The organism is Pseudomonas sp. OV546 (genome assembly GCF_900116845.1).
Classification (GTDB): Bacteria; Pseudomonadota; Gammaproteobacteria; order Pseudomonadales; family Pseudomonadaceae; genus Aquipseudomonas; species Aquipseudomonas petroselini.
Genome location: NZ_FPCE01000005.1, coordinates 225,200 through 240,020, shown reverse-complemented (window position 1 = coordinate 240,020; position 14,821 = coordinate 225,200). Strand labels below are relative to the sequence as shown.

Annotated in this window: 13 protein-coding genes; 7 read left to right on the top strand and 6 right to left on the bottom strand. The window is 60.0% G+C overall.

Features of this window, described 5'->3' with window-relative positions; genetic code table 11:
• Positions 1-23 precede the first annotated feature (23 nt).
• The 4 genes from BM403_RS13795 to BM403_RS13780 all read right to left on the bottom strand — a co-directional run bounded on the left by BM403_RS13795 (position 24) and on the right by BM403_RS13780 (position 4,804).
• Entirely contained in the window at positions 24-977 is a 954-nt protein-coding gene (locus tag BM403_RS13795) for a hypothetical protein (RefSeq protein WP_015885686.1), read from the bottom strand.
• 20 nt (positions 978-997) lie between these two features.
• Positions 998-2,713 carry a proline--tRNA ligase gene (locus BM403_RS13790; RefSeq protein WP_043205836.1) on the bottom strand — a complete coding sequence of 572 codons (1,716 nt, stop codon included), beginning with the start codon at positions 2,711-2,713 and terminating at the stop codon, positions 998-1,000.
• Between the two features lie 200 nt (positions 2,714-2,913).
• Positions 2,914-4,446, bottom strand: coding sequence for an AmpG family muropeptide MFS transporter (locus tag BM403_RS13785; RefSeq protein WP_015885684.1), 1,533 nt, complete (start codon positions 4,444-4,446; stop codon positions 2,914-2,916).
• A 43-nt stretch (positions 4,447-4,489) separates the two neighbouring features.
• Entirely contained in the window at positions 4,490-4,804 is a 315-nt protein-coding gene (locus tag BM403_RS13780; protein WP_256577167.1) for an MGMT family protein, read from the bottom strand.
• A 201-nt stretch (positions 4,805-5,005) separates the two neighbouring features.
• On the opposite strand from BM403_RS13780, the gene BM403_RS13775 reads away from it, so the two are divergent.
• From BM403_RS13775 to groL, 5 genes are all read left to right on the top strand, one after another.
• Positions 5,006-6,013 carry a DUF481 domain-containing protein gene (locus BM403_RS13775; RefSeq protein WP_046035257.1) on the top strand — a complete coding sequence of 336 codons (1,008 nt, stop codon included), beginning with the start codon at positions 5,006-5,008 and terminating at the stop codon, positions 6,011-6,013.
• A 117-nt stretch (positions 6,014-6,130) separates the two neighbouring features.
• On the top strand, positions 6,131-6,862 hold the full coding sequence (locus tag BM403_RS13770) for a HugZ family pyridoxamine 5'-phosphate oxidase (protein WP_093543242.1): 732 nt from the start codon (positions 6,131-6,133) through the stop codon (positions 6,860-6,862).
• A 66-nt stretch (positions 6,863-6,928) separates the two neighbouring features.
• A complete protein-coding gene (locus BM403_RS13765; RefSeq protein ID WP_015885680.1) occupies positions 6,929-7,405 on the top strand; it encodes an FxsA family protein in 477 nt (158 codons plus the stop codon).
• A gap of 247 nt (positions 7,406-7,652) precedes the next feature.
• Entirely contained in the window at positions 7,653-7,949 is a 297-nt protein-coding gene (gene groES, locus BM403_RS13760) for a co-chaperone GroES (RefSeq protein ID WP_003175874.1), read from the top strand.
• 50 nt (positions 7,950-7,999) lie between these two features.
• A complete protein-coding gene (gene groL / locus BM403_RS13755) occupies positions 8,000-9,646 on the top strand; it encodes a chaperonin GroEL (protein ID WP_015885679.1) in 1,647 nt (548 codons plus the stop codon).
• Positions 9,647-9,748: 102 nt separating this feature from the next.
• Here the strand turns inward: groL and BM403_RS13750 are convergent, their stop codons facing one another.
• Together BM403_RS13750 and BM403_RS13745 are read right to left on the bottom strand one after the other, a co-directional pair.
• Entirely contained in the window at positions 9,749-10,486 is a 738-nt protein-coding gene (locus BM403_RS13750) for a phosphatase PAP2 family protein (protein WP_046035260.1), read from the bottom strand.
• Positions 10,487-10,536: 50 nt separating this feature from the next.
• On the bottom strand, positions 10,537-12,486 hold the full coding sequence (locus BM403_RS13745) for an LTA synthase family protein (RefSeq protein ID WP_093543240.1): 1,950 nt from the start codon (positions 12,484-12,486) through the stop codon (positions 10,537-10,539).
• A gap of 201 nt (positions 12,487-12,687) precedes the next feature.
• Between BM403_RS13745 and colR the strand changes: the two genes are divergently transcribed.
• Together colR and BM403_RS13735 are read left to right on the top strand one after the other, a co-directional pair.
• Positions 12,688-13,371: a two-component system response regulator ColR gene (colR, locus tag BM403_RS13740; protein WP_003175870.1), complete on the top strand. Its 684-nt coding sequence runs from the start codon at positions 12,688-12,690 to the stop codon at positions 13,369-13,371.
• A complete protein-coding gene (locus BM403_RS13735; protein ID WP_015885676.1) occupies positions 13,361-14,641 on the top strand; it encodes a sensor histidine kinase in 1,281 nt (426 codons plus the stop codon). The genes colR and BM403_RS13735 overlap by 11 nt, the downstream gene beginning before the upstream one ends.
• Positions 14,642-14,821 lie beyond the last annotated feature (180 nt).

Below are 14,821 nucleotides of genomic sequence, written 5' to 3'. Positions count from 1 at the left end.
TGTTCTGCAACACTTCGAGCGTCTCAGCGTGCTCCAGGGTCTGCGACTAGCCGCCCCGCATCCTTGGTCAGTGCCTGCAGGAATTCCTGCTGCAACTCGGGATCATTGCGTGTCAGTTCGATCAGGCTTTGTTCCAGCTCGCTGGCTTCCTCTTCCAGGCCCAGCTCCGACAGGCGCTTGACGCGGTGCACCCACTGGCTGACTTCGTCGTCTTCCAGGTCGTCGTAGATCAGGCCATGGGCTTCCAGCAACTTGCCGCGCAGGGTGTTGCTGATCGCCAGGGTCGAGTCCGAATGCACATCGTCCTGGCCATCTTCCACGCTGATCTTCAAGGTCGTGACGCGGTTCAAGTCCTGCTCGGCAAACGGGCTGTCCAACAGGTTCAGGCGCAGCACGCCGTTGCGGTCGGTGGTCAGCTCATGCACTTGCTTGCCGGCAGTGACCTGCACCGGGCGTTCGCTCCAGGGCAGGCTCGAATACTCCACACGCTTGTCGCGCTGGACTTCATCGATGCCCGCCAGGTTCTGTTGCGCACGGCCGTGGGATTGCACGTTCATGAACGGGTTGAGACCGTCCACACCGTAGGTCAGCCAGTCGTGGGTCATGCTGGTCGGCAGGTTGCCGAGGGCGAAGATGTTCACCACGTTGGCGCCCGCGCCCGCCACCAAAGCGACCGCGCCCAAGGGCATCTCATAGAGTTTGCGCCAGGGTTGGTAAGGGGTGTAGCGATCGTAGCGGCGGGTGACTTCGAACTCAGTGACCTCGAAGGTCTTTTGCTCGTGAATGCGTACCCGGCGTTGCGGCAGCTCCAGCACTTTGGGTTCGCCTACATCGATCTGCAAGCTGTGGTCGAGCAACTTACGCTCGACCCGCTCCTCGTGCTCACTGCGTTGCGACATCTGGTTGGCGCAGCCGCTGACCAGCAGGGCGCCGCACAAGGCGGCGCCCCCCAGGGCTCTGGTGTTTCGCTTGAACATGACTTCTCTTGATCTGGTTTTCAGCGACGAATACGCGCCTGAAGGAAAGACAGCACGTCAGCCACCGGCAACGGTTGGGCTTCGGCTTCGGTCCGGCTCTTGTATTCCAGATTGCCATCGGCCAGGCCGCGGTCACTGACCACGATCCGGTGCGGGATGCCAATCAGTTCCATGTCGGCGAACTTGATGCCCGGGCTGGTTTTCTTGTCCCGGTCATCCAGCAACACTTCAAAACCGGCGGCCGTCAGTTCGGCATACAGTTTGTCGGTGGCTTCGCGCACTTGCTCGGTTTCATAACGCAGCGGTACCAGGGCAACCTGGAACGGCGCCAGGGCGTCACTCCAGATGATGCCTTTCTCGTCGTTGTTCTGCTCGATGGCAGCGGCCACCACGCGCGATACGCCAATGCCGTAGCAACCCATTTCCAGGGTGATCGGCTTGCCGTTCTCGCCCAGCACTTCGCACTTCATCGCCTTGCTGTACTTGTTGCCCAGCTGGAAGATGTGCCCGACTTCGATGCCGCGCTTGATTTCCAGGGTGCCCTTGCCATCCGGGCTTGGGTCGCCGGCCACCACGTTACGCAGGTCGGCCACGGTTGGCACCGGCAGGTCACGTTCCCAGTTCACGCCGAAGTAGTGCTTGTCGTCGATGTTGGCGCCGATCCCGAAGTCGCTCATCAGCTCGACCGAGCGGTCGATGATGATCGGCAGCGGCAGGTTCAACGGGCCGAGGGAGCCGGCACCGGCGCCAATGGCGTCGCGCAGTTCGGCGTCGGAGGCCATGACCAGCGGGCTGGCCACGCCAGGTTGCTGGGCGGCCTTGATTTCGTTGAGCTCGTGGTCGCCACGGATCACCAGGGCGATCAGCTTGCCTTCTTCTTCGGCGCGCACGATCAGGGTCTTGATGGTCTTTTCAATCGGCAGATTGAATTTCTCCACCAGGGCCGCGATGGTCTTGGTCTCTGGCGTATCCACCAGGCGCAGCTCTTCAGCCGGCGCTGGACGGGAAGTTTCCCGTGGCACGGCTTCGGCTTTCTCGATGTTCGCGGCGTAGTCGGAACCGTTGCTGAATACGATATCGTCTTCGCCGGACTCGGCCAGCACGTGGAATTCGTGGGAGCCGGCACCGCCGATGGAGCCGTTGTCCGCTTCAACCGGGCGGAATTTCAGGCCCAGGCGCGTAAACACGTTGCAGTAGGCCTGGTGCATGCGGTCGTAGGTGACCTGCAGGGACGCCTGGTCAGCGTGGAACGAATAGGCGTCCTTCATGATGAATTCGCGGCCGCGCATCAAACCGAAGCGTGGGCGGATTTCGTCACGGAATTTGGTCTGGATCTGATACAGGTTCAGCGGCAGCTGCTTGTAGCTGCTCAGCTCGTTGCGCATCAGGTCGGTGATCACTTCTTCGTGGGTCGGGCCGGCGCAGAAGTCGCGGCCATGACGGTCCTTGAAGCGAAGCAGTTCAGGGCCGTACTCTTCCCAGCGCCCGGATTCCTGCCACAGCTCAGCCGGTTGGGTGCTCGGCATCAACACTTCCAGAGAGCCGGCGGCGTTCATCTCTTCACGCACGATGGCTTCGACCTTGCGCATCACCTTCAAGCCCATGGGCAGCCAGGTGTACAGGCCGGAGGCCAGTTTGCGGATCATGCCGGCGCGCAGCATCAGCTGATGGCTGATCACGACCGCGTCGGAAGGCGTTTCTTTCTGTGTGGCGAGCAAATATTGACTGGTACGCATGGTAGGCCGTTGTCGGTTGCTTGGACTTGAAATGACTTGGGATTGTACGGGCGCAAGCTGCCGCCGTACAGGCATCAGAATACAGGGCTGTTTGTAGTGAGGGCGCTTGCTCCCGTTCGACAGCGCAGCTGGAGCCGGCTTTTATAGGGGCGCTTCGCACCCCAGCGGGAGCAAGCTCCCTCACTACAAAAGCATGTGTGTCAGTCGTCTACCGGTGGATTCAACCGAATCCGCCGATTCTCCTGATACCAATGCAGCGCAATCAGCAACAACGTCGGCACACCCAACATGCAGGTGATCAGGAAGAAATTGTGATACCCGAACTTTTCGACCATCACCCCCGAATACCCACCGATCAGGCGCGGCAGCAACAGCATGATCGAGCTGAGCAGGGCGTATTGGGTGGCGGAGAACTTCAGGTTGGTCAGGCTTGAAAGGTAGGCGACGAACGCCGAGGTCGCCAGCCCCGAGCTGAAGTTGTCCAGCGAGATGGTGAAGATCAGCATCTGCAGGTCCGGGCCCATGTCCGCCAGCATCACGAACAGCAGGTTGGTACCGGCCGACGCGATACCGCCGATAAACAGGATCGGCAGGATGCCGAAGCGCACGATCAGCAGGCCGCCCATGCCGGCACCCACCAAGGTCATGATCAGGCCGAAGATCTTGCTGACCCCGGCGATCTGGTCCTTGGTGAAGCCCTGGTCGATGTAGAACACGTTGGCCATTACGCCCATCACCGTGTCGGACATGCGATAGGTGGCGATCAGCCCCAGCAGCAGTAATGCTTGCCAGCGGTAGCGCAGGATGAAGTCATTGACCGGCGTCAGCACAGGGGCCAGGCCGCGTCGACCCATGGCCGAGAGGCACAGGGCGGTCAGGGTGATATAGAGGATGGCGCGCAGGAAGGCACGGTCTTCCATCAGCAAGTCCCACAGGCTCATGCCGTGGAACAGCACGCTTGCGAAATCCGTGTTGAACAGTTGGGTGAACATCGCCGGCACCGACACCAGCAACACGATCAGCACAAACACCGAGACCAATTGATGCACGAAGCTGTAGCGCCCGGCCTGCAACTGGGTGCGCAGTGGCACATTGGGTTCGCGCATGAACAGGGTGGTCAGCAGCGCAGGAATCATCAACACGCCGAACAGCACATAGGTGCCGGTCCAGGCCGAGTGTTTATAGTTGAAGCCGGTGGAACCGAAGCCTTCGGCAAAGAACAGTGCACCCGCCGTGGCCAGCAGCGCGGCGATGCGATAACCGGACATGTAGCTGGCGGCCAGGGCAGCCTGGCGGCTGTCGTCGGCGATTTCCAGGCGGTAGGCGTCGACGGCGATGTCCTGGGTCGCCGACGCGAAGGCCACGACGACGGCGATAGCGATCAGCCAGGACAAGTGTTTCTGCGGGTCGCAAAAGCCCATGCCGATCAATCCGAGGATCACCAGCGATTGGGCCAACACCAGCCAGGAGCGGCGGCGTCCGAGTTTGCCGAGCAACGGCAGGCGCCATTGGTCGAGCAGCGGCGACCAGACCCATTTAAAGGCATACGCCAGACCGATCAGGCTCGCGTAACCGATGGTCTCGCGGGCCACACCGGCCTCACGCAACCACACTGAAAGCGTCGAGAACACCAACATGTAAGGCAAGCCGGCGGCAAAGCCGAGCAACAACAGGACTAACGTCGAGGGGCTGGCATAGGCGGCGAGCGCGGCGCGCCAGGTTTTACGGGGCATGGGCTGGAGTCTGCCTCAGGTTTGCGGAAACAAAGCGCGCACTCTAACCGCTGTGCTCTACTGGGCGCCAGCCATGGCGCTGAATATCCACGCGATTGTTGCGGACAGTGACACCTTCATCGCGTAAACGCGCGCGCTGTTCGTCACCTGACGCACTGCCCGCCGGCAGACTTATCCGACCACCGGCACCCAATACACGGTGCCAAGGCAGCTTGGTGTCTTCGGGAAGCTGGCTCAAGGTGCGGCCCACCCAGCGCGCCGCGCGTCCGAGCCCGGCCAGGCGTGCCAGCTCGCCGTAACTGACCACGCAACCTTCAGGCACTTGCGCCAGGGTCAGGTACAGCGCGGTGCGGCGCATCTCGGCGGGGCTTTGCGGGGGCTCGGCAGATTTATTCACTGTGAGTCTATCCGTTGAAATCGTCGTCATTTGTGTAAGAAACGTCTGTAAACATGGCGATGAGCATTGAACTCAACCCCGATCCTTGAGTCAGTCCTTGCTAAGACGTTATCTAACACGATAATGCCCTCTTTTCGCCAAGCCCGAGCCTCGAATCCGCTTATGTTGTCCAGAACCCTGCTGTGCCTCGCTGTTGTCAGCGCCTCAACGCCCTTGCTCGCAGATACCGTGTGGTTAAAGAACGGTGACCGCCTGACCGGCAAGATCAAGGTCTTCGACGGCGGTAAGTTGCTGATCCAGACCGACTACGCGGGCGCCATCCCGGTGGACTGGAAGCAGGTCAAGACCCTGCAAAGCGACCAGGAGTTACTGGTCAAGCAGGATGCCTACACGGGCGAGAAGGCCAAATCATTGCAAGCGGCGGATGATGGCAAAGTGGTGCTGGCCAATGGCGAGGCGCCCAAGACCGTCGACCTGGCCAGTATCCAGCAGATCATCAAGCCCAAGCCGGTGATCGAAGACTTGGTGTGGAAGGGCAATGTCGACATGGCGCTGGACTACAAGCGCGCCGAGAAGGACACCAACGACTACGACGTCGACTTCAAGACCACCGCGCGGCATGGCCAATGGCGCCATACCGGGCAGGGCGAGTACAACCGCGAATTCCAGGACGACGTGACCACCACCGACAACTGGGCGTTGGAATACGACCTCGACCGCTTCCTGACCGAACATTGGTTCTGGCAAGGTCGCTTGACCTACAAGCGTGACAAGGTTGAAGACCTCGCCCGCCAGCGTACGGTCGGTACCGGCCCGGGCTACCAGTTCTGGGATGATGAGCTGGGGGCATTCTCCCTGGGCTCGCTGGTTAACCGCACCGATTACGAATATTCCGACGGCGGCAAGGACAACTTCTATTCCCTGGCCATGAAGTGGAACTACAACCGCTATCTGGTAGGCAAGACCGTTGAGTTCTTCACCAGCGGCGAACTCGGCAAACCCATCGGTGGTCCGGCGGAGTATTCCCTGGATGCGGAAATGGGCCTGCGCTACAAAGTCACCGAATGGGCCTCGCTCAACCTCAAGGCTGAACGCGATGTCATCAGTGGCGACTCGGAAAGCAGCCTGAGCAAGACCCGTTACACCGCAGGCTTCGGTGTGGCCTGGTAACAGCCTTCGACACATCCCGGCAGGAGAGCCTCTGGCAACTGGTGCGTAGATTGATTACCTTGTGTTGAGATCCATTCCCATATGCCATGGGCGGCGGAATACCCGAGGAGTCAAACGTTGAGCGCACAGGTTGCCAAGAACGCCCGAGAGCTGTTGCTCAAGGAATACCGTGGGGCCCTCTCCACATTGTCCAAGGCCATGCCCGGTTTCCCTTTCGGGTCGGTCGTGCCGTATTGCCTGGACGAGCAGGGCCGCCCGCTGATCCTGATCAGCCGGATTGCCCAGCACACCCATAACCTGCAAAAAGACCCCAAGTGCTCATTGCTGGTGGGTGAACGTGAGGCGGATGACGTGCAGGCGGTCGGGCGCCTGACCTACCTGGCCGAAGCCGAAAAACTGGAAGAGGGCGCCGCGATTGAAGCGGCGGCCGAACGCTACTATCGGTACTTCCCCGATTCGGCCAACTACCACAAGGCCCACGACTTCGACTTCTGGGTACTCAAGCCGGTGCGCCACCGCTACATCGGCGGCTTTGGCGCGATTCACTGGGTTGACCAACTGACCCTCGCCAACCCGTTCGCCGGCCAGGCTGAGCGCAGCATGATCGAACACATGAATAGCGATCACACCAAGGCCATTGCCCACTACGTTGAACTGGCAGGCCTGCCTGCCACCGAACCTGCGCAGTTGGCGGGCATCGACAGCGAAGGCATGCATTTGCGTATTGGCCAGTCGTTGCATTGGTTGCCTTTTGCAACGCCTTGCAACACGCCGACACAAGTCCGCGAAGCGCTGGTTTCATTGGCTCACGCCGAGGTCTGGCCGAAAAAAGAGGCCGCTGACGCTTGAATTCACGAAATGGCGACGTCATCTAAGGTGGACTGGCAAGGCATTCTTGCGTTGAGGAACCATTTGATGCGCCCTTTTTTATTGCTCTTTCTGCTGTTCCCGGTGTTGGAGCTGTTCGTATTCGTTCAAGTCAGCAGTGCGATCGGGTTTTTCCCGGCCCTGTTGCTGATCATTCTCGGCTCGATGCTCGGCGTCCTGGTGCTGCGCGTCGCCGGCCTGGCCACGGCGCTACGTGCCCGTGAAAGCCTCAACCGTGGCGAATTGCCCGCGCAGACCATGCTTGAAGGCCTGATGATGGCCCTGGCGGGTGGCCTGTTGATCCTGCCAGGCTTTATCAGCGATGTGGTGGGCCTGGTGATGTTGCTGCCAGTCACCCGTAAGCTGCTGGCCGGCAAGATGCGCCAGCGGGCTGAAGAGGCTGCGATTCGCCAGCGTGCCTTCGCCGAAGACCTGCAACCCCGTGGTGGCCCGGCTCCGCGCCAGCCCCTGGGGCGTGAAGGCGATGTGATCGAAGGTGAGTTCGAACACCGCGACAGCAAATAACCGCTTCATTGGCACGGCACCTTCGGGTGCCGTGTTGCTTTCAGCCGTCGGCACAGGTAAAAAATTTCCGCCGCGGCCCCTTGTAATAAGCTTATGCGCCCTTATGTAACGGTCACCGCAAGGTTTCTGGTGGCGACACCAGACAGACTTCCGCGTCTTGCTTGGCGAGGCGCGACCGGCACAGCCGGAAGACAACCCGCCGGTACACACACCGGCCGATGAAAAACACAATTAGGAGAGATCGACAATGAGCAAGCTTCGTCCTCTGCACGACCGCGTCGTAATCCGTCGCAGCGAAGAAGAAAAGAAAACCGCCGGCGGGATCGTTCTGCCAGGTTCGGCTGCTGAAAAAGCCAACCACGGTGTGATCGTCGCTGCTGGCCCAGGCAAGACCCTGGAAAACGGTGATGTACGTGCGCTGGCCGTTAAAGTCGGTGACAAGGTTGTATTCGGCCCTTACTCCGGCAGCAACACTGTGAAAGTCGACGGCGAAGACCTGCTGGTTATGGCTGAGAACGAGATTCTCGCCGTTCTGGAAGACTGATTTCCCCGCTCATTTTCCCGTTACTACAAAGTATTTAAGGAATATCGATCATGGCTGCTAAAGAAGTTAAATTCGGCGATTCCGCCCGCAAGAAAATGCTCACCGGTGTCAATGTCCTGGCTGACGCAGTAAAAGCGACCCTGGGCCCGAAAGGCCGTAACGTGATCATCGAGAAGAGCTTCGGCGCTCCGACCATCACCAAGGACGGCGTTTCCGTCGCCAAAGAAATCGAACTGGAAGACCGTTTCGAAAACATGGGCGCGCAGCTGGTCAAAGACGTTGCCTCCCGTGCCAACGATGACGCAGGCGACGGCACCACCACTGCTACCGTCCTGGCCCAGGCGATCGTCAACGAAGGCTACAAAGCCGTCGCTGCCGGCATGAACCCGATGGACCTCAAGCGCGGCATCGACAAGGCGACCATCGCCATCGTTGCTGAGCTGAAAAACCTGTCCAAGCCATGCGCTGACACCAAGGCTATCGCTCAGGTAGGCACCATCTCCGCCAACTCCGACAGCTCCATCGGCGACATCATTGCCGAAGCCATGGAAAAAGTCGGTAAAGAAGGCGTGATCACCGTTGAAGAAGGCACTGGCCTGGAAAACGAACTGTCGGTTGTAGAAGGCATGCAGTTCGACCGTGGCTACCTGTCCCCGTACTTCGTCAACAAGCCGGAAACCATGGTTGCCGAGCTGGACAGCCCGCTGATCCTGCTGGTCGACAAGAAAATCTCCAACATCCGCGAAATGCTGCCAGTGCTGGAAGCCGTTGCCAAAGCCGGCCGCCCACTGCTGATCGTTTCCGAAGACGTTGAAGGCGAAGCCCTGGCGACGCTGGTTGTGAACAACATGCGTGGCATCGTTAAAGTCGCAGCCGTCAAGGCTCCAGGCTTCGGCGACCGTCGCAAGGCCATGCTGCAGGACATCGCCGTTCTGACCGGCGGTACCGTTATCTCCGAAGAGATCGGTCTGAGCCTGGAAAGCGCCACCCTGGAAAACCTGGGCAGCGCCAAGCGCGTGACCATCTCCAAAGAAAACACCATCATCGTTGACGGTGCTGGCGTAGAGCAGGACATCCAGGCTCGCATCACCCAGATCCGTGCCCAGGTTGCCGAAACTTCGTCCGACTACGACCGTGAAAAACTGCAAGAGCGTCTGGCCAAGCTGTCCGGCGGCGTTGCAGTGATCAAGGTTGGCGCCGGTTCCGAAGTTGAAATGAAAGAGAAGAAAGCCCGCGTTGAAGACGCCCTGCACGCAACCCGCGCAGCCGTTGAAGAAGGCGTGGTACCTGGCGGTGGCGTTGCGCTGATCCGTGCTCTGGAAGCCCTGACCAACCTGACCGGCGACAACGCTGACCAGAACGTCGGTATCGCTGTACTGCGTCGTGCTGTTGAAGCGCCGCTGCGCCAGATCGCTGCCAACTCCGGCGACGAGCCAAGCGTTGTGGTCAACGAAGTCAAGAACGGCAAAGGTAACTACGGTTACAACGCTGCGACTGGCGTCTACGGCGACATGATCGAAATGGGCATCCTGGACCCTACCAAGGTGACTCGTTCCGCGCTGCAAGCTGCAGCCTCCATCGGTGGCCTGATCCTGACCACCGAAGCTGCAATCGCTGACAAGCCTAAGGCTGAAGGCGCTGGCGGTGGCGGTATGCCAGACATGGGCGGCATGGGTGGCATGGGCGGCATGATGTAAGCCAGCCTTAACCCCGCTCTGAATAAGCCCCGCCTGCAGTGATGCAGGCGGGGCTTTTTTGTGCCTGTGTGGGCATCGGCAGTGGCTGAACAGGTTGCCCGTCTACGTGTGGAGTTCCCGCACCTGCGGCACCTCAACCCTCGAGGGCCGGTAGAGCAACAGGCAGTACAGGCCCAGGCAGATCAGCCAACAGAAAATCGCCGTCCATACATTGTGGGAGAAGAAGTGGGCGCCTTGCAGCATGCGGCTCACTGAAAAAGCGCTGCCCAAGCCGATGGCAAAGATGAACGCCTTGCGCGCCAGGCGTGGCCGGCGATCGCGTAGCGCAAAGAACCAGGCAAACAAGGCAAACCCGGTTGCCGCATGACCGCCGGGCCAGCAGCGCCCAGGTTTATCCGTGGGCGGGCGCGGGCTCAGCAGTTCGCTGTAGGTTTCCTGGCCGCCGAATTCCTTGAGGCTCCAGGGGCACTGCACGGCGGTGATGGTTTTCAACGGCGAGACGAAGGCCGTCGCCAGGCCGAGGGACAGGACCAGGCAGACCAGTTCGCGGCGATAAGGCTTGAGCCGTTGCAGGATGAAGGTGCCGACGAGCCCTAGAATCGCCAGAACCGAAAACAGGATGACCAATTGCTTGGCACGGTCATGCAGGATGTCTTCAAGGAAGAAACTGTAACGCCCGATGAAGCCGCCATCCGCCGCATTGTAGAAACGCTTGGCGAGGTCCATGTCCAGCGATGTCAGCTCCAGCAACAGCATCAGGAGCGCGGCACCGGCGGGTATGCCCAGGCACAGCCAAAGATTGAGCGGCTTGGAAGCCGGCGCCGCGAGTGTGGACTGCATGACGAACCCTGCTTGAAGAATCCCGTACCGAACGGCACGGGACGTGTTCGTTAACGCGTGCTAAGTACCGGAGCCTCGTCCTTGGGGGCTCGCCATCCAAGTAATTGCTGCTTGAACCCGTAACTGGCGGCTTGGTAGTAGGTGATCGCCCGTTGGATCAACGCGTCATCGCTGCCGACCCGCAGCTCCTGGCTCTCGCCCAAGGCTTGATCGTGGCGACGCAGACCCAGGCGTGGGCTCAGGATCGCCAGGTCAGTGCCGTCAAACAAACCCAGGTGTTGGTAGTTACCGACCACTACGCGCGGTGGCAGCGGGTTGTCCTGCAACAGGTTGCGGCCGAAGAAGGCTGATTCGTAGCTCAGGTTGATCAGGCCCAGCAAGGTTGGCGCCAGGTCGATCTGGCTGGCCAGTTGCGCGGTTTCCCGAGCATCGATCAGCTTGGGCGCATAGATGAACAGTGGAATCTGGTAGTTGGTGATAGGCAAGTCTTCCTTGCCCGCGCTGCCGGCCGTGTGGTCGGCGACGAACACGAAAATCGTGTTATCGAACCACGGCTTCTGGCGCGCTGCCTCCAGGAACTCGCCGATGGCATGGTCGGTGTATTTCACCGCGCCATCACGGCCGTTGCCGGATTTGATATCGATGCGCCCGTCCGGGTAGGTGTACGGGCGATGGTTGGACGTGGTCATCAGTTGCAACAAAAACGGCTGCTGTTTGGCGTAGTCGGCATCGGCCAGCTTGAGGGTCTGTTTATACAGATCCTCGTCGGCCATGCCCCAGGCGTTTTTAAACGAAATCTCCGATTCAGGCACGCTGCTCTGATCGACGACCCGATAACCGTTGCCGCTGAAGAACGCGTTCATATTGTCGAAGTAACCACGCCCGCCGTAGACGAACACACTGTCATAGCCAATGGCGCTGAGGTGTTGGCCGAGGCTGGCGAAGCCGCTTTCCCGGCCGATGCGCTTGACGATCGAGCGCCCAGGCGTGGGTGGAATTGCCAGGGTGATCGCCTCCAGACCGCGATCGGTGCGGGTGCCGGTGGCGTAGAAGTTATTGAAATACAGGCTCTGTTTGCGCAGCGCATCCAGGTTAGGCGTAAGGTTGCGGCCATCGCCATTACTGCCCAGGTACTTGGCGCTGAAGCTTTCGATGGTCACCAGCACGATGTTGGGTTTACGTAGCGTGCCTGGGTTGGTGATGGCGCGGCGGATATCCAGCGGGTCCTGGCCGATGAAGCGCGCGTTGGGTTCGCTGAGTTCAGCGCGCAGTTGTCGTGCCACGATGTCCGTCGGCAGGGTTTTGTAGAACTGCGGGTAATCCAGCTCGTTATTACGGAAGGCGGCAAAGAACTGATACGGGCCATTGCTCGCCAACTCGTTCTTGTAGGCATTGCCGCCCTGCGTGCGCGGACTGTCCTGGCTGATCAGTTGCAGGCTCAGGCCGGTGACGACCAGCAGGGCCAGGGCGTTCAGCAGACGACCACGCATCGCCGGCAGCGGGGCACTCATCGCTGCGTTGAATGGCTTGCGCAGGGCCAGGCTCAGCACCATGGCCAGCATCGCCAGCAGGCTGAGCAGTTTGCCGATCGGGTAGGACTCCAACAGGTTGTTCAACACCTCATCGGAATACACCAGGTAATCGACGGCGATAAAGTTGAAGCGCACGCCGAATTCATCCCAGAACAACCATTCGGCAACCGAGGTAAACAACATGGCGAACAGGCTGACAGTCAGCACTGCCTGCAGGAACCAACGGTGCCCACGGCGGCGCCACAGGGCGGGGGGGCATAGCAGCAGGTACAGCCCCAGTGGCAGGGCCGCGTAGGCTAGAAAACCCAAGTCGTAGAGCACACCCACACCAAACACCGGCAGTAAGTTGCCTCCGACCTCGTCCAGGTGAGTGATGAGCAGTACGCTGCGTGTGAGCAAGAAAATAACCAGCCAGGCACCGGTTACCAACAGCAAATAGCGCATTGGCGCTGTTTTGAACAAACCCATGTCTATGTTCCTTATATCAATGGGAGGCGATCTTCGCCCTGACACTGTAGTCAGTTTGTGAAGCTATAGTGAAAAACTCGTTCGACAATACAATCAGTTGAAAAGCTTTATCGACAGGCCTTTCAGCTCTATCCCTGAGCCCCACTTGGCCTTAAGCTGCGCGAGCCAACACGGCCGTTACCGCGTACGGAGACACTGCCCATGCGAATCTTATTGGTTGAAGACAACCGCGATATCCTCGCCAACCTGGCGGATTACCTGGGGTTGAAGGGCTATACCGTGGACTGTGCGCAGGACGGTTTGTCAGGCCTGCACCTGGCCGCCACCGAGCATTACGACCTGATCGTGCTCGACATCATGCTGCCCGGCATCGACGGCTACACCCTGTGCAAGCGCCTGCGTGAAGACGCCCGTCGTGACACGCCGGTGATCATGCTCACCGCCCGCGACCAACTCGACGACCGGCTGCAGGGCTTCAAGTCCGGTGCCGATGACTACCTGCTCAAGCCGTTTGCCCTGTCGGAACTGGCCGCGCGTATCGAAGCCGTGCTGCGCCGTGCCCAGGGCGGCGGTCGCCGCGCCCTGCAGGTGGGTGACCTGAGCTACGACCTCGACACCCTAGAAGTCACCCGCGAAGGGCGCCTGCTCAAGCTCAACCCGGTCGGCCTGAAACTGCTGGCGGTACTGATGCAGAAAAGCCCGCACGTGCTGCGCCGCGAAATTCTCGAAGAAGCCCTGTGGGGCGATGACTGCCCAGACAGCGACAGCCTGCGCAGCCACGTTCATCAATTGCGCCAAGTGATCGATAAGCCGTTCGCCAAACCGTTGCTGCAAACGGTGCACGGCGTGGGTTATCGCCTGGCCGAGGGTCGTGATGGAGTTTAAGCAAAGCCTTTCCCAACGGATCATCATCGCCTTTGCCTTGATGAGTGCGTTGGTGGCGGGCGCCTTTGCCATGGGCATCGTGGCGACTGTGCACTTGGTCGAAGAAAAGTTGATCTCGGCGGGCCTGGGCGGTGACTTGCAGCGTCTGCTGCTGATGGACACGGTCGAGGACTGGCGGCACCGGCCCGAGCCGGACCAACTGTTTTACTTCAGCGGTGGGCCTGGCGACTTCGAGTTGCCCAAGGATTTGCGGCACCTTGAGCCCGGGTTCCATGAAGTATTCCGCGAGACGCTGTCGTACCACGCCATGGTCGAAGTCATTGACGGCAGGCGCTACGTGCTGCTGCAGGATCAAAGCGATTTCGAAGAACGCGAGCGGGTGCTGTTTGCGGTCGTGCTGGTGGGCTTCGTCCTCAGCCTGGCCCTGGCGGTGTTCCTGGGTTGGGTGCTGGCGCGCAAAGTGATGGCACCGGTCGTGCGTCTGGCCCGCCAGGTACGTCACCGTGACCAGTTGCTGGGCCTGGCACCGCCCCTGGCGCCGGACTACGCGGCGGATGAAGTGGGTGAGCTGGCCGTGGCCTTTGATGCCACGCTGGGAAGGCTGCGTCAGGCGCTGTCCCGCGAGCAGATGTTTACCAGCGATGTAAGCCACGAATTGCGCACGCCGTTGATGGTATTGGCCAGCTCCTGCGAACTGTTGCTGGAAAACCCGGCCATCGATCAGCGTGGGCGTAACCAGGTACAGCGTATCGCCCGGGCGTGTGAAGAGATGCGTGAGCTGGTGCAAACCTTCCTGATGCTTGCCCGCGCCGAACACGACAATGCGTCGATGTCGCCACAGGTGACGTTGCCGCAGGTCGCCGACGACTTACTCGGCATCTGGCGTGAACAAATCGAGCGTAAAGGCCTGGAACTGATCTACCAGCCGGGTAACCCCCTGGACACGCGCTACAACACCACCTTCCTGCATGCGGTAATGGGCAACCTGTTACGCAACGCCTTGCACTACACCGAACACGGCTTTATCCGCCTCACGTTGGAGCCAAGCGGTTTTGTGGTGGAAGACTCCGGAGTGGGCATTCCGGAAGACAAGCGCGAAGCGATGTTCGAGCCCTTCGTGCGCGGCAACGAGAAACGCGGTGAAGGCTTGGGCTTGGGCTTGTCGCTGGTCCAGCGGATCTGCGAAAACCAGGGCTGGAGCGTCAGCCTCAGCACCATGGAGCCCAACGGCTGTCGCTTTCATGTGCAATTGAGTCAGGTCAACGCCTGACTCTACCCCCTGCCGCAATCCTGCCAGAGATACCCGCTATTCGGCGAAGATGGCCCCATGCCATTGCTTGTGTCTGTAAAGTCTTGAAATGTATGGGATTGGACAGGACAAGTTTTTCACAACTGGTTGACCTGTTGATCACAGTTCACTGCTTAAGGTTGTAGGCATCAGTAACTGGAG

Excerpts from the sequence above, each read along its gene's own strand:
- BM403_RS13785 (WP_015885684.1), bottom strand. The coding sequence starts at position 4,446 with ATGCCCCGTAAAACCTGGCGCGCCGCGCTCGCCGCCTATGCCAGCCCC.
- BM403_RS13765 (WP_015885680.1), top strand. The coding sequence starts at position 6,929 with ATGCGCCCTTTTTTATTGCTCTTTCTGCTGTTCCCGGTGTTGGAGCTG.
- groL (WP_015885679.1), top strand. The coding sequence starts at position 8,000 with ATGGCTGCTAAAGAAGTTAAATTCGGCGATTCCGCCCGCAAGAAAATG.
- colR (WP_003175870.1), top strand. The coding sequence starts at position 12,688 with ATGCGAATCTTATTGGTTGAAGACAACCGCGATATCCTCGCCAACCTG.
- BM403_RS13795 (WP_015885686.1), bottom strand. The coding sequence starts at position 977 with ATGTTCAAGCGAAACACCAGAGCCCTGGGGGGCGCCGCCTTGTGCGGC.
- BM403_RS13775 (WP_046035257.1), top strand. The coding sequence starts at position 5,006 with ATGTTGTCCAGAACCCTGCTGTGCCTCGCTGTTGTCAGCGCCTCAACG.
- BM403_RS13750 (WP_046035260.1), bottom strand. The coding sequence starts at position 10,486 with ATGCAGTCCACACTCGCGGCGCCGGCTTCCAAGCCGCTCAATCTTTGG.
- BM403_RS13745 (WP_093543240.1), bottom strand. The coding sequence starts at position 12,486 with ATGGGTTTGTTCAAAACAGCGCCAATGCGCTATTTGCTGTTGGTAACC.
- groES (WP_003175874.1), top strand. The coding sequence starts at position 7,653 with ATGAGCAAGCTTCGTCCTCTGCACGACCGCGTCGTAATCCGTCGCAGC.
- BM403_RS13780 (WP_256577167.1), bottom strand. The coding sequence starts at position 4,804 with ATGCGCCGCACCGCGCTGTACCTGACCCTGGCGCAAGTGCCTGAAGGT.
- BM403_RS13735 (WP_015885676.1), top strand. The coding sequence starts at position 13,361 with ATGGAGTTTAAGCAAAGCCTTTCCCAACGGATCATCATCGCCTTTGCC.
- BM403_RS13790 (WP_043205836.1), bottom strand. The coding sequence starts at position 2,713 with ATGCGTACCAGTCAATATTTGCTCGCCACACAGAAAGAAACGCCTTCC.